This window comes from Dactylosporangium thailandense (assembly GCF_059739745.1).
The window spans coordinates 1,564,451-1,578,811 of the sequence record NZ_AP029195.1 but is presented as its reverse complement, the minus strand read 5'-3'; the positions used below and the strand labels follow the sequence as shown (position 1 = coordinate 1,578,811).

Below are 14,361 nucleotides of genomic sequence, written 5' to 3'. Positions count from 1 at the left end.
GTGGTGTGAGCCGGGCCCGGGCGCCGGGCCGGTAGGGTCGGGGCGTGCACTTCTGCCAGCGGTGCGACGACCCGATCGCCATGGCGCCCGACGGGGAGCTCGCCGTCTGCCCCGACTGCGGCCACACCGAGCCCGCCCGCCGGCTCCCGCTCTTCGTCGTCACCGGCGCGTCCGGGTCCGGCAAGACGGCCGTGCTGCCGCACCTCGTGCGCGAACTGCCCGAGTGTCTCGTGTTCGACGGGGACTGGCTCATCGGGCCGTTCGAGCGGGCATGCGAGTTCGGCGAGGTCGACTGGCCCGCGCTGCGCGACGCGTGGCTCAGCGTCGCACACGGGGCGGCGCAGAGCGGGCGGCACACGGTCCTGCTCGCGCCGTTCACCCGCGAGCAGCTCGACGGGCTCGCGGGCCGGCGGTGGGTCACGGACGTGCACGTCGCGGTGCTCGACTGCGCCGACGACGTGCGCGCCGCGCGGCTCGAGGCGCGGTCGCGGTGGCGCGAGCGGGCGGTCGATCGGCATCTCGCGTTCGCCGCCCACCTGCGCGCGACCGCCGGCACCGTCGTGCGCACCGACGACGGGCCGCCCGAGGAGTCGGCCCGCCGGGTGGCCGAGTGGGTGCGCGCCCGCATCGGCTGAGCGGTCGTCCCCTGATCGGTTGTCGCCTGATTGGTCGCCGCCCGACTGGTTATTCGAAGCGCAGGCCCTCGGGGCGCATGAGGCGGAACAGGGGCGGCAGGCTGGCGAGGGTCACGAGGAGGACGACCCCGGCCGCGATCCCGGACACGACCCCGACGCCGGCCCAGTCCAGCCGCGGCTGGACCACGACGATGCGCAGCAGCAGCGCGCCGAGGGCCAGGCCCAGCCCCGACGCGACGAGCAGGCCGAGCGCGACCGGCACCGCCGTCTGCCACAGGATCGACCACGCCACGGTGCCGCGGCGGGTGCCGAAGGCGACGAGCGCCGCCAGGGTCCGCCGCCGCTCGCGCAGCTGCTCCAGGGTGCCCACGAGCAGGCTCAGGCCGACGAGCACGAGCACCACGGCGGCGCCCGCGAACAGCCCGCGCCGGATGCTCGCGAACGTGGAGGCGACGTCGGTGGACGACAGGATGCTCACGTCGGTCGCCGGGCCGATGCGCATGGCCGCGTTGCGCAGGTGCTCGGCCGCGTCCGGGGCGCCCGGGTCCAGGCCGACGAACGTGTAGTAGCGCGCGTCGAGGGGCTCGGTGAGCGCCTTCGGGGCCGCGCCGGTGGTCACGAGCAGGCCGTCGTGGTCGGTGCCGTAGGGGTCCCGCCGCTCCCTGGCCGGCTTGAGCTGCCGCGGCACGCGCCAGGTGGGCTTGGCCGAGTCGTCCGGGCCCGCGCCGACGAGCACGTCCCGGCCCGCCGTGACGGTGGCGTCGTCGCCGCTCATGCCGTGCTGCGCGAACGACGCCGGGTCGACGGCGAACACGTCGCCGTCGGCGCAGGCGGGCAGCTCGGCGAGGATGCGCAGGGTCTCGCAGTCGCCGATCGCGATCTCGAAGAACTTCGGGTCGCCGCCGCCGTCCGCGGTGCCGTCCCCGCCGGGCAGGACCGCGTACGTCTGCCGGTACGTGTGCAGGCTCGTCACGCCCGGGCTCCCCCGCAGCTCGGCCTCGGCCTGGGCCGCGGAGCGCACGGGCACCGACGCGCTGGGCTTCACCATCGTCATGGCCTGGGCCTCGGCGGTGTTCTGCCGGCCGGCCGTCGTGTTCTCGGCCTCGGCGGCCGCGAAGAGCATCTGCAGCGCGATCGTGCCGGCCGCGGCGACCGCGACGGCGTTGACGGCCCGCAGCGCGCTGTCGTGCGACAGCTGCAGCCGGCGCACGGCGATCTGCCAGGCGACCGGGCCGCCGGAGCCGAGCCGGGCCACGAGCCGGTCGAAGATCCACGGCAGCATGGTGGCCACGCCGAGCAGCAGCAGGATGATGCCGAAGGCGGCCTGCCACACGTTGAACCGGTGCGCCCGGTCTCCGATGAGCGGCAACACGAGGGCCAGGCCGCCGGCCCACGGCACCAGCCGCCACCAGAGCCGCCGTCTCGTCTTCGCGGCCGCCTTGCGCACCACGCCGAGCGGCTCGACGACGACCCGCCGCAGGGCGAGCAGCGTCATGAGCAGGGCGGCGAGCGGCACCGCGACGACGATCGCGAGGAACAGCGCCGGCGCCGGGTCGATGTCGGAGGCGTAGACGCTGATCGACGCGAGCTCGAAGCGCTCGGCGAACACCCGGCCGGCGTAGAAGAACCCGATGCCGAGCACGACGCCGAGCGCGGCGCTGAGCACCGCCTCGCCGGCGGCGACCCGGCGGGTCATCCACGTGTCGGCGCCGACCAGCCGGACCGCGGCGAGCCTGCGGTCGCGCTGCTCGCCGCCGAAGCGGGTCGCGGCGGCGACGAACATGGCCACCGGCATGAGCAGGGCGACGAAGATGACCACGACGAGCAGCAGCAGGACGGGCGAGAGCGGGTCGCCGGTGCTCCGCGAGCCGTAGTAGGTGACCCGCATGACGCCGGGCTCGTCCTCGGCCAGGGCGTCGCGGGTGCCGTAGAAGTACAGCTCGTTCGGGCCGGACAGGCCCTCCTTGCCGATCACGCCGGCGATCGGCTGCGGGAACCGCTGGCGCAGCAGGGCCCCCTCGGGCGTGGCGAGCAGGTCGCGCAGCGCCGGGGAGACGACGATCGAGCCGTCCGGCGGCAGCGTGGTCACGCCGGGCGGGACGATCGGGTGGGCGCCCTCGGGCTTGAGGAAGCGGCCGGTGACCGAGCGGTCGTGGTAGACGGACGTGACCGGCAGCATCAGCACCGACGTGTCGCTGCGGGGCGGGGTCTCGCCGCCGAAGTGCATGTCGTCGCGGCCGTCGGTGCGGTGGTGGCGGCCGTCGAGGATGCCGGGGACGGAGACCGACAGGAGCAGGACGGCGACGCCGAGCCCCACCCCGAGCGCGGTCAGGGCGGTGCGGATCAGCCCCTCGCGGCCGCCGCTGAGGGCGAGGCGGGCGCCGAGGCCGAGCTGGCTGAGCTGCCGCCTCATCGGGCGCGCTCCAGGTCCAGGGCGCGGCCGTCGCGGACGACGATTTCGCGGTCGGAGTAGGCGGCGACGCGGGGTTCGTGGGTGACGAGGACGACGGCGGCGCCGGTGTCGCGGGCGGCTTCGGTGAACAGGCGCATGACGCGTTCGCCGTTGAGGGAGTCCAGGGCGCCGGTGGGTTCGTCGGCGAAGACGACGCGGGCGCCGGTGACGAGGGCGCGGGCGACGGCGACGCGCTGGCCCTGGCCGCCGGAGACCTCGCCGGGGCGTTTGGCGGCGACGTCGTCGATTTCGAGGCGGTGCAGCCAGTCGCGGGCGCGTTGTTCGGCGTCGCGGCGGCGCACGCCGTCGAGGCGCAGGGGCAGGGCGACGTTTTCGAGGCAGGTGAGCTCGGGGACGAGCTGGCCGAACTGGAAGACGAAGCCGAACTCGCCGCGGCGCAGGGCGCTGCGGCGGGTGTCGGACAGGGCGGAGAGTTCCTGGTCGCGGTAGCGGACCCGGCCGGCGTCGGGGCGGATGATCCCGGCGAGGCAGTGCAGCATCGTGGACTTGCCCGAGCCGGACGGGCCCATCACGGCGACGATCTCCCCGGCCGCGACCGACATCGAGGCCCCGGCGAGCGCGGCGGTGGACCCGAACGACTTGTGCAGGTCCTCGGCGGACAGCAGTGGGGTCATCGACATGCCCGGGACTCTACACGACAGGTATACATGGTGTGTATACCTGTCGCGTAGACCGGCCGACCTGCACAAATGGAGTACTGCAGCGGTAGGGGCGTTTATGCCATTGCGGGCGCATATGAGTGGCCCGGCTCACATCCGTGGCGAATTGTCCGGTTCGAGGGGCTTGGTGATGACTAGGTTCACCGGAAACCCCCGACCGGAAGGAGTCCCGTGCGCCTGCCCGCCTTTCTGCAGTCCCGCCGTGCCCGCCTGGCCGCCGTGGCCGTCATCGTCGCCGTGCCCGCCGTCACGCTGCCCATCGTGTTCTCGAGCCGAGACGGCGGCGGCCTGCCCGGCAGCGTCGGTGCCGACAGCGCCTACGCGTTCCCGGCCACCCCGGACCACATCCCGGACACGCCCGTCCGCGTGAACCAGGTCGGCTACCTGCCGGACGGCCCGAAGCGGGCCACCGTCATCTCCGACTCCGACAAGCCGCTGCCGTGGCAGCTCAAGGACAACGCCGGCAAGGTCGTCGCCTCCGGCGAGTCCGAGCCCCGCGGCCTCGACCCGAGCTCGGGGCAGAACACGCACGTCGTGGACTTCAGCGCCTACCGCGGCACCGGCGACACCTACACGCTCGAGGTCGACGGCAAGGCCAGCCTCCCGTTCGACCTGGACCCGAAGGCGTACCGCCAGCTCAGCATCGACGCGCTGTCGTTCTACTACCCGCAGCGCAGCGGCACCGCCATCGACAACGCCATCGCGCCCGGCTACGGACGCAAGGCCGGGCACGCCGCGGACAGCCCCAACGGCGGGGACTCCAAGGTGCCGTGCCAGCCGGGCGTCTGCGACTACAGCCTGGACGTCACCGGCGGCTGGTACGACGCCGGCGACCAGGGCAAGTACGTCGTGAACGGCGGGATCTCCGTCGCGCAGCTCATGAGCTCGTACGAGCGCTCCCCCAAGGCGGCCGAGGCCCGCGCCCTGCGCCTGCCCGAGCACGGCGGCAAGACCCCGGACGTGCTCGCCGAGGCCCGCTGGGAGCTCGACTTCCTCACGAAGATGCAGGTCCCGGCCGGGCAGCCGCTCGCCGGCATGGCCCACCACAAGGTGCACGACGCCGGCTGGACCGCGCTGCCGACCGACCCCGCCGCCGACGACCAGCAGCGGCAGCTGCACGCCCCGTCGACCGCCGCGACCCTGAACCTCGCCGCCGCGGCCGCGCAGGGCGCGCGGGTCTTCGCGCCGTACGACAAGGCGTACTCGCAGAAGCTGCTGAACGTGGCCAAGACCGCGTACGCCGCGGCGGTGGCCCACCCGACCATGTACGCGCCGGACTCGGACTCGACCGGCGGCGGCGCGTACGGCGACACCGACGTCAGCGACGAGTTCTACTGGGCCGCGGCCGAGCTGTTCATCACGACCGGCGACAAGGAGTACTCCACCGCGGTCACCAGCTCGCCCCTGCACAAGGCCGACGTGTTCGCCTCGGCGTTCGACTGGCGCGCGACCGCGGCCCTGGGCCGGCTCGACCTCGCGACCATCGACAACAAGCTCCCCGACCGGGACCGGGTGCGCCAGTCCGTGATCGACGGCGCCGACCGGCAGCTCGAGACCATGGACGGCCAGGCCTACGGGCAGCCGTACGCGCCCCCGGCCGGCTACGACTGGGGCTCCAACAGCCAGATGCTCAACAACCTGGCGGTCGTCGGCACCGCGTTCGACCTGACCGGGAAGGCGAAGTACCGCGACGGCGTGCTGTCCGGGATGGACTACATCCTTGGCCGCAACGCGCTGAACCAGTCCTACGTCACCGGCTACGGCGAGAAGGCGTCGAAGAACCAGCACAGCCGCTGGTACGCCCACCAGCTCGACCCGAAGCTGCCCAACCCGCCGCGCGGCACCCTCGCCGGCGGCCCGAACTCGAACCTGCAGGACGAGGTCGCGGGCAACGCGCTGCGCGGCTGCAAGCCGCAGCTGTGCTACATGGACGACATCATGTCGTGGTCGACGAACGAGCTGACCATCAACTGGAACGCGTCCCTGGCCTGGGTCTCGACCTTCGTGGCGGACCAGACCTGAGTCAGCCGGCGGGAGGCCAGGGATCGCCCCATCCGGCGTCCCTGGCCGCCTTGTACAGCGGACCCTCCCGCTTGGACACCAGGACCGGCCCGACACTCGTGTCGGGCCGGCACACCTGGAGGGTGACGAGCCCCTTGCGGAACGCCGGGTGCCGCACGACGCGGCCGGGCGCTCCCGCCGGGGCCTTGAGGGCCGCCACGAAGCTGTACTTCTCGTCCTCGTACCCGAGGCTGGCGTCCTTGAGCCGCCGGTGCAGCGCCGAGCGGTTGACCCGGGCGGCGAAGTGGCACCAGTCCTTGCCCGTCATCCCGCACGCCAGCTGGTGCGGGCAGGGGGCGGCGATGTGCCACCCGGCCTCGATCAGCTGGTCGCGGGCGGCGAGCATCCGGCGGTACCCCGGCGGCGTCCCCGGCTCGACGAGCACCACGGCCGTCGTCGCCGCCGCGGCCGCCTGGGCCACGAGCGTGCGCTGGTCCTCCTCGTCCAGCTCGGTGAGCACGTAGGAGGCGGTCACCAGGCCGGCGGCGGGCACCGGCTCCCCGAGCTGCCACGGCTGCCACTGGAAGTCCTGGTCGCGGGCGATGCGGGCGCCGAGCCTCAGCGCCTCCGGCACCTGGTCCAGCACCGTGGCCGGGATGGGGCCGTAGGCGTCGCGGACCGCCCAGGCCGCCGCACCGGTACCGCCGCCGAGGTCGGTGTGGGACCGCGGCTCGATCGGCGGCAGCTGGGCGAGCGCGGCGCTGACCGCGGCGTGCGTGGCCGGCATGCGGTACGCGGCGTAGGCGGTCGCGTCGACCATGGTGCGGATCAGCGGCTCGCCGGCGGGCCGGCCGCTGCGATAGTCCTCGATGAGCCGCCGCACCGACTCGGTGAGCCGGGCCGGGGGCACGTCCTGCAGCAGCGCGTCGAGCGCCTCGCGGAGGTCAGGCACGGCGCCACAGGCTCCGCAGCACGAGCAGCGTCGCCACCCCGGCGGTGACGATCGCGGCCAGGTTGATCAGCAGCTGCAGCGCGGAGCCGCCCGCCTCGTTCGGGATCCCGTAGGCGAGCGCGACCGCGATGTTCGCCGCCGCCGGCACCGTCGTGACCGAGATGAGCACCCCGATGAGCGGCCCGGCCTTGGCCGAGGTCAGCGACAGCATCCCGGCGATCCCGGCGAAGAACCCGACGACCCAGGACAGCGCGTCGGGCCGCCAGATGAAGTCGGTCAGCGGCCGGTCCCGCAGCAGCATCCCCTTGTCGACGAGGCCGAGCGCGTCCAGCCCCAGCGTGGTCAGGATCGTCACCACGATGCCGAGGGGGAAGCCGATCCCGAGGGCGAGCAGCGCCCGGCGCACCGAGCGGCCGCGGCGGCGCACGATCCCCACGCAGAGCGCGGCGAGCGGGCCGAACTCGGGCCCGACGACCATCGCCCCGACGATGAGGATCGGCTGGTCCAGCATCACCCCGATGCCGGCGATGACGGTCGCGATCGCGAGCATCGCCAGGAACGTGCCGGACAGCTCGGTCTCGGCGCCGGTCTTCTGCTCGATCTCGTCCCACACGACGGCGTCGCCGGCGAGCCCGGGCGCGGCCGCGGCGGCCATCCGCGCGCCGCGGGACAGCGCCACGTCGACGGTCTCGATGGCGATCGAGCCGCGCTCGTGCAGCCCGAGCCCGCGCAACGCCTCGAGCACCGGGCTGCCGGCCTCGCGCACCACGTCGGCGAGCACGAGGTCGCCGGCCGGTTCGCGGGCCGCCCCGGCGAGCACGACGACGTTCGTGGCCCCGGCCTCGGCCGTGAGCAGCCCGACGACCCGCTCGGTCTCGTCCGGCGGGCTGATGACCCTCAGATGCAGCACCGGACCATTATTCAGCCCGCCACCGGACGCCACCCGTCGAAGCCCGCCTCCACGGTGCCCTCCCCGTGCGTGAGCCCCGGCAGGGCCCGCTCCAGCTCCGCCAGGCGCGCCGCCGGGATCGTGCCCGCGGCGGTGAACCGGGCCGGGCCCGCCTCCGGCGCCTCGGGCACCGCGCCGAAGCGGGGCAGCGCGGCGAGGGTGGCCGTGAGCGCGTTCGCCGGGCCCTCGATCGCGAAGCGGTGCACCGGCTCGCAGACCACCGTCCCGGCCTCGGCCAGGGCCCGGGTGAGCAGCTGGGGGACGAGCTTGCGGAAGTCGGCGGCGGTGGTGTTCGGGGCCTGGTACCCGCACCGCGTGACCGTCACCCGCACGTCGCCGACGTCCCAGCCGTGCCGGCCGCCGCGGGCGAAGGCGTCGCGGACATAGCGCTCGATCGCCTCCTGGAAGTGCTGGAGGGTTTTGTACACGTACATCGGCACGTGCTCGACCGGCACCGCGATCGCGACCTGCAGGCCCTCGCCCGGCTCCACGAGCAGCTCCAGCGTCGCCGGGAAGGGATTGCCGTCGCGCCCGCGGACGACCCCGGCGCGGCCCCGGCCGCGCGGGCGCTCCAGGTGCAGCGTGACGGTCTCGCCGAAGCCGACCGCCAGCCCGAAGTCCTCGGCGAGCGTGTCACGGATGACCTCGCGCTGGACCTCGCCGTACAGCGACACCTTGAGCTCGCCGCGCTCCTCGTCGAGGCGCAGGTCGATGAGCGGGTCCTGGCCGGCGAGCTGCTGCAGGGCGCGGTGCAGGTCCCGCCGGCGGCCGGGGTCGTCCGGCTCGACCGTCGCCTCCAGCGTGGGCGGGGCGAAGACCTGGGCCGGGTGCGCCTCTCCCCCGCCGATGGTGTCGCCCAGCCGGACGCGGCGCAGGCCGTGGACGCGGCCGATCTCGCCCGGGCCGAGCCGGTCGCGGCCGTCGATCGCGGTGACCTTCTCGTCGCCGATCCGGTCCCTGACCCGCAGCGTGCCGGCGTGCACGCGCACGTAGACGGCGCGATCCCGGTCGATCTTGAACACGGTGGCCCGCAGCGGGGCGCCCGCGTCCTGCGGGGCCTTCGGCAGGTGCTCCGCGATCGCCCCGGTGAGCCGCTCGATGCCCGCTCCCGTGATGGCCGAGCCCTGGTACGCCGGCATGACCCGGGCCTGCGCGGTGAGCCGGCCGACGTCGATCTTCCGGTCGTGCAGATAGGCGGCCAGCGCCTCGTCGTCCGCCTCGGCCAGCCGCTCCTCGTGCTCGCGCCACATCGGGACCGCGCCGGCGATCTGCCCGATCACGCGGTCGGGGTCGGCGCCGGCGCGGTCGATCTTGTTGACGAACACGAGCGTCGGCACGCGCAGGCGGCGCAGGGTGCGCAGCAGCACCCGGGTCTGGGCCTGCACCCCCTCGACCGCGGAGACGACGAGCACGGCGCCGTCGAGCACGCGCAGCGCCCGCTCCACCTCGGCGATGAAGTCGGGGTGACCCGGCGTGTCGATGAGGTTCACGGTGAGCGCGCCGATACCGAACGTGGCGACGGCGGTCTTGATCGTGATGCCGCGGCGGCGCTCCTGGTCGAGCGAGTCGGTCTGCGTGCTGCCGGCGTCGACGCTGCCGAGGCGGTCGATCACGCCGGCGTCGAACAGGAGGCGCTCGGTGAGGCTGGTCTTACCGGCGTCGACGTGCGCGACGATGCCGAGATTGAGGATGCTCAAGACGTGTCAGGTCCTTCACGGGCGAGGTGGACAGCGGCCGGGACGTGACACGTGCGCGCATGTTTCCTCCTCGATCCCTGATGACCTGGCGTTTCCACTGTACCGGCCGAGGCACGCGATTTTTTGTCGTACCGCGTCGCTACGCTGTCGCCGACCCCCTCACACGTGAGAAAGGCTCGGGCCGATGCCGCAGACGACCTATCTGGAACTGTCCGAGGACTCCGGGAGCGCGCACAAGTTCTACGAGGTCACCGTCGACGGCACACAGATGCAGGTCCGCTACGGGCGCATCGGCGACGCCGGGCAGACGCAGACGAAGACCTACGCCGACGAGGCGAAGGCGAAGGCGGACGCGGCCAAGAAGATCGGCGAGAAGGTCCGCAAGGGCTACGCGCCCGCGGTGCCGGGCCAGCGCGCGCCGCGGTCGGTGACCCGGCGCGTGATCGTGTCGCAGCGCTCCACCGCGAAGACCGCGCCGGTGCTGTGGAAATACCGCTCGGGCGCGCCTGCCTTCGGCATCTTCATCGACGACGACGTGTGCATGGTCGGCAACGAGAAGGGCACGATCACCGTCCTGCAGCACGACGCCACCGTCCAGCGGCAGTTCCAGCTGCCCGACGGCGTGAAGTGCATCGTCGCCGACGACGCCTGGATCTACGCCGGCTGCGACGACGGCAACGTCTACGACCTGTCCGGCAAGGTGCCGCGGCTGGCCTACGCGATCGCGCCCGACATCGACATCTACTGGCTCGACATCCACGACGGCATCCTGGGCGTGTCCGACGCCAAGGGCGGCGTGTGCACCATCGACCACGAGGACGAGTTCCTGTGGCGCCGCCAGGGCCGGGGCGCGGCCGGCTGGATGGTGCGCTGCGACGCCGAAGCCGTGCACCACGGCCACGGCCGCGGCGTGACCAGCTACGACTGGCGCACCGGCGACGAGCTGTGGCACCAGCCGACGACGGGCGCGGTCCTCTTCGGCTGGCAGGAGTCCGACGCCGTCTACGCCGGCATGTCCTCCAACTCGGTGCTGCAGTTCTTCAAGGACGGCCGCGCCGGCGTCACCTACCGCTGCGACGACACGATCTTCTCCTGCGCCACGGCGCCCGACGGCCGCTATGTCTTCGCCGGCGACTACCGCTCCTCGGTCTACTGCTTCGCCGCCGACGGGACGCGGCTGTGGAAGCTGGGCACGGGCTGCGGCAGCGCCTATTCGATGCAGTATCACGACGAGAAGCTCTACATCGTCACGACCGACGGCTCGCTGGCCTGCATCGACGCGAGCGAGGCCGCGGTGCGCTCGGCGGAGCAGGGCGTCGTGCCCGAGTTCGTCGACGTGAAGGCACCGGCGGCGATGACGAGCGTGGCCCCGTCGACCACGGTCGAGGTCGCCCACGACCCGGCCGACGGGGTCGTGGTCGAGTGCGTGCAGGAGGGCTCGCGCCTGCGCATCCGCGTCGTCTCCGCGGGCTACCACTCGGACTGGCAGGTCCAGTTCCCGAAGGGCATCCGCGAGCCGGGCGCCCGCTACGTGGTGCCGTCGATCCGCGAGTCCGCCCGGGGCGGCTTCTACCGGGCGTACGGGGACATTCGGAAGCTGGTCTGATCGCTCTCCTCCCTCCGGGGGCCGGGGGCCGGTGCGCCCTCAGGCCCGGGGCCGTCGTCGGGGGCGGTTCGTCGGCCCGTTGCGGTTCGACGTTGGTTCGGGCACGGGGTCGTCGCTGGTTTCGCCGCGACGGCCCCGTCAGGCTGCTCCCGACGAGAGATGATCGGGTGCATGGATCCGATCGTGCTCGACCGGCGATTCCGGGTGTGGCGCTACGGCGTCAGCCATTCACAATTGCTGCTGCACGCCCACGCCGGTGCCGCCGACGCCGAGCATCTCAACGTCCTGTTCGAGGACGTTCGCGCCGTCAAGCTGCGCTCGTCCTACCAGCCGCTGATCCTGCGGCCGGCCGACGGCCCGGCGCGCGACGACATCCTGGATTTCTCCGGTACACCCGAGCAGCATCAACACCGGTTCCTGAGTCTGACGCTGTCGACCCGGCCAGAGATCGGGTTCGTCCTGTGCGCGCGGGTAACGGTCCTGGCGGTCAGCAAGACCGACGGCCAGACCCCGCTTCGTGCATGGCCCGACGAGGCGCGAGTCGTTCATACGCTCCACGCCCGTGATCAGGTGTCCTGATGTAGCCGCTGAGGTAGCGCCGGGCGGGTCGGCAGCGCGGCGCGGGCCCGCTACAGCTCGCGGCCCGCGATGGCCGCACCTGCGACGGTCACGTTCCGTGCCCCCGGCAGACCATGCCGGCGCTCGGTCGAAGCCGATGATACCTGCAATATCGAAACTGTTGCGCCGGCAGGACGCGTGGCCGGTGTTCACGGTCCCGCTGCAGACTGGGGGCGTCATCGTGATCGCGCACTGCTCCGAGCGTTTGTGGATGCTCGGTCCGGACTGCGCGTGGGTGCCGGACGACGAGAGCTGGACCGACTTCTGGCTGGCGACCCCCTCCGATCACGGCGTCATCCTTGCGATGATCGGTGGGGGTTGGAGCGGCCCCGGCCTGCGGTGGCCGGAGCTGCGCACCATCGCCCGGGCCGCTGCGCCGGACCGGGCGACGATCGCGCAGCGCCTGCTGCTGCTGACCCCGATCCTGGGCGACGCGGACGCCGGCGACGAGGCAGCCGACTGGCTCGCGTGGGCCATCGCACTCGTCACCGGCAGGCCGGCCCCGGACACAGTGGCTCGTGCCGCCGCCGATGACCTGGCCTCCGGCAACGAGGTGTTCCGGTCCGCGCAATGGCGTGAGATCGAGGGCGTCTGGGTCAACGACCGCAAATCCTGCCCGCGGCACTGGGCCGCCCGGCAAACGCCGTCCGACGAGCTACGCCGAATCTCTGACATGCTCCGCGCGTCAGACTGCTGATCAAGCGTCGCTGGAACCAGGTCCGCCTCGCCGGAGCGTTCAGCGTTCCGATACCCCGGCGATGTCGAGCCTGTCGGTCGTGTCGCTTCGAGCATCGCGGTGACGACTACACCTCACCGACCGCGGCGGCCCGGATCGAGTTGTGCAGGGCGGGGCCGATCGGTCCGCTCAGCCTGGTGAGTTCCCGGATGCGCTCCTTGCTGGCGCGTTCGGTCTTGCGGTCGAGGACGAGCCTGAGGTCGCCGGCGGCAAGGATGGCCACGAGGGCGGCGTCGGCGGGATCGATGCCGTCGATGGGTTCGTGCAGTGCGGCGCCGACCCGGCCGAGGAGTTCTGTGCGGGCACCGGGGTCGCGGATGGTCACCCCGATGGTGGGGAACAGCCCGAGAACCTTGCGGGGCTGGAGATGGACCCAGCCGCCATCGTTGAGCTGCTGGCGTACCGCTCGGACGGCGGCGCGCTGCCGGTGGCCGATCCAGGACTGCCAGGTGTACGGCTTGGAGCCGGCGATCTCCTCGAGGATCGCGTCGAGGACGGGGTCGCGGCAGGGGTGCCGGACGCCGACGGCGGCGCGGCCGCGTTCGTCGGTGAGGTGGCCGGCCCGGTAGAGGTCGGCGAGGGCCGCGGCGCGCAGCATGGCGCCCAGGTTGGCGCCCAGGCCGACCCTGCCCTTGTCCGGGTCGTAGGCCAGCAGGAAGACGCGCTGGGGGAGGCTGTGGGGGACGGCCATGTCACGCTTCTTTCGGGTCGCGTATGGCGGGGGATACCGCGATGCCCTGGGTCAGCGCCGCTGTGACGATGCGGACGGCCTCGCCGGTGTCGATGCCGACGCTGGCGATGACGGCGGCGTACTCGGCGGCGGCGCGGCTCGCGCGTTCGCGTCCCCGCTCGCCGGCCGCGGACACGAACGTGCCGGCTGATCCGCGGGTCTCGATCAACCCGGCCTCCTCCAGCTCCCGGTAGGCCCGGCCGACCGTGTTGACGGCCAAGCCGAGGTCCGCGGCCAGCCGACGGATCGTCGGGAGCCGGCTGCCCACGGCGAGCGTGTGGTCCTGGATCTGCCGGGCGAGCTGAGCACGCAACTGCTCGAACGGCGGGACGGGCGAGGCCGCGTCGATGACGATCATCCGGTTCACGGGGCGCTCACGACGTGCCGCGCCACCATGGCGCTCCGCTCGGTCCGCGCCTCGATCAGGGCCTGCACGATGACGCTCAGGACGATGAAGGCGAGCCAGGCGGCGTTCCACCAGCCGAAGGCGGTACTGAACACCGACACCACCGGCAGCGACCACACCGACCACACCGCATTCGGCGCGGCGCCGGCCCGGGCGTCGTCGACCCGCATCATGACGTCGGCGGTCAGCGAGACCTCGTCGTCGGCCACGGCCGGGTGCGTCAGGACATGGCGCAGCTGGACGACGACGCCGGCCGCGAGCCCGCACAGCCCGATGAGCAGGATGACCGCCGCGTACCTCGCGGTGGAGTCGTGCAGTGTCAGGGTGCCGATCGCCAGCGCGGTCGCGCCCGCGAACGTGGTAGCCGCGAACGCGGCGCGCGGCCAGCCGAGCACGGTACGCCAGCCGAGCCGGACCGGGTAGGCCACCCGTCGCGGCAACGCCGCGGCGGCGCGCCGGTCGACCCGCCGCACCCACCAGTCCAGCAGCGACTGGGCCACCACCAGCCCGATCACCAGCGCGCTCAGCACCAGCAGCGACCAGCGCCGGTCCCCGGACCCGTCAACCATGCCGACGGTGTAGGTGAGGGCGACCGCGATGATGAACACGGCCAGCACGACGGCAGCGGCCAGCCGGGTACGCCGCCGGACCGCCAGCCGGGTCGCCAGCAACGGTGTCGGCCGGACGCCGGCCAGGCCGTGCCCGGCCAGCCAGGCACCGGCCCGCTCAAGGTCCGCCGGAGGCACCGGCGGCCCGGCATCCGGCAAGGTTTCTTTCGGCACGACGCCTCCGATGTCTCAACTCTTGTCTCAACATGGTGAGTCAAGATTTGCGACAAGTCAATCCCGGGGTCGCGCCGCCGATGCGCCCGCGGCGTCGATCTCGCGGGAGGCTGTCCT

At 73.1% G+C, this 14,361-nt stretch carries 13 protein-coding genes; 5 read left to right on the top strand and 8 right to left on the bottom strand.

Annotation, left to right across the window (positions count from 1 at the left end; genetic code table 11):
* The first annotated feature begins 44 nt into the window (after positions 1-44).
* Positions 45-635: a P-loop nucleotide/nucleoside kinase family protein gene (locus AC6JBM_RS06815; protein WP_497982743.1), complete on the top strand. Its 591-nt coding sequence runs from the start codon at positions 45-47 to the stop codon at positions 633-635.
* 49 nt (positions 636-684) lie between these two features.
* Here AC6JBM_RS06815 and AC6JBM_RS06810 read toward each other — a convergent pair whose 3' ends face one another.
* Positions 685-3,048: an FtsX-like permease family protein gene (locus AC6JBM_RS06810; RefSeq protein ID WP_497982742.1), complete on the bottom strand. Its 2,364-nt coding sequence runs from the start codon at positions 3,046-3,048 to the stop codon at positions 685-687.
* Entirely contained in the window at positions 3,045-3,722 is a 678-nt protein-coding gene (locus tag AC6JBM_RS06805) for an ABC transporter ATP-binding protein (protein WP_497986428.1), read from the bottom strand. Before AC6JBM_RS06805 ends, AC6JBM_RS06810 begins: the two co-directional genes overlap by 4 nt.
* A gap of 216 nt (positions 3,723-3,938) precedes the next feature.
* On the opposite strand from AC6JBM_RS06805, the gene AC6JBM_RS06800 reads away from it, so the two are divergent.
* Positions 3,939-5,789, top strand: a complete 1,851-nt coding sequence (locus AC6JBM_RS06800) for a glycoside hydrolase family 9 protein (RefSeq protein ID WP_497982741.1) — start codon at positions 3,939-3,941, stop codon at positions 5,787-5,789.
* 1 nt (position 5,790) lies between these two features.
* On the opposite strand, the gene AC6JBM_RS06795 is transcribed toward AC6JBM_RS06800, so the two are convergent.
* From AC6JBM_RS06795 to AC6JBM_RS06785, 3 genes are read right to left on the bottom strand one after another with little or no spacing between them, the layout of a single operon-like run.
* Positions 5,791-6,720 (bottom strand): small ribosomal subunit Rsm22 family protein, encoded by a 930-nt coding sequence (locus AC6JBM_RS06795; protein WP_497982740.1) that lies wholly within the window; start codon positions 6,718-6,720, stop codon positions 5,791-5,793.
* Positions 6,713-7,630, bottom strand: a complete 918-nt coding sequence (locus AC6JBM_RS06790; protein ID WP_497982739.1) for a DUF389 domain-containing protein — start codon at positions 7,628-7,630, stop codon at positions 6,713-6,715. The genes AC6JBM_RS06795 and AC6JBM_RS06790 overlap by 8 nt, the downstream gene beginning before the upstream one ends.
* A gap of 11 nt (positions 7,631-7,641) precedes the next feature.
* Positions 7,642-9,366, bottom strand: a complete 1,725-nt coding sequence (locus tag AC6JBM_RS06785) for a GTP-binding protein (RefSeq protein ID WP_497982738.1) — start codon at positions 9,364-9,366, stop codon at positions 7,642-7,644.
* A 184-nt stretch (positions 9,367-9,550) separates the two neighbouring features.
* Here AC6JBM_RS06785 and AC6JBM_RS06780 point away from each other — a divergent pair, with 184 nt between their 5' ends.
* From AC6JBM_RS06780 to AC6JBM_RS06770, 3 genes are all read left to right on the top strand, one after another.
* Positions 9,551-10,972, top strand: a complete 1,422-nt coding sequence (locus AC6JBM_RS06780; RefSeq protein WP_497982737.1) for a WGR domain-containing protein — start codon at positions 9,551-9,553, stop codon at positions 10,970-10,972.
* 171 nt (positions 10,973-11,143) lie between these two features.
* The gene (locus tag AC6JBM_RS06775) at positions 11,144-11,551 is read left to right on the top strand and encodes a hypothetical protein (RefSeq protein WP_497982736.1); all 408 of its coding nucleotides are present in this window, start codon (positions 11,144-11,146) and stop codon (positions 11,549-11,551) included.
* Positions 11,552-11,711: 160 nt separating this feature from the next.
* Positions 11,712-12,287 (top strand): hypothetical protein, encoded by a 576-nt coding sequence (locus AC6JBM_RS06770; RefSeq protein WP_497982735.1) that lies wholly within the window; start codon positions 11,712-11,714, stop codon positions 12,285-12,287.
* A gap of 106 nt (positions 12,288-12,393) precedes the next feature.
* Here the strand turns inward: AC6JBM_RS06770 and AC6JBM_RS06765 are convergent, their stop codons facing one another.
* From AC6JBM_RS06765 to AC6JBM_RS06755, 3 genes are read right to left on the bottom strand one after another with little or no spacing between them, the layout of a single operon-like run.
* Positions 12,394-13,017 (bottom strand): GOLPH3/VPS74 family protein, encoded by a 624-nt coding sequence (locus tag AC6JBM_RS06765; protein ID WP_497982734.1) that lies wholly within the window; start codon positions 13,015-13,017, stop codon positions 12,394-12,396.
* 1 nt (position 13,018) lies between these two features.
* A complete protein-coding gene (locus AC6JBM_RS06760; protein ID WP_497982733.1) occupies positions 13,019-13,414 on the bottom strand; it encodes a GntR family transcriptional regulator in 396 nt (131 codons plus the stop codon).
* A gap of 5 nt (positions 13,415-13,419) precedes the next feature.
* Positions 13,420-14,244, bottom strand: a complete 825-nt coding sequence (locus tag AC6JBM_RS06755; RefSeq protein WP_497982732.1) for a hypothetical protein — start codon at positions 14,242-14,244, stop codon at positions 13,420-13,422.
* Positions 14,245-14,361: the final 117 nt, after the last annotated feature.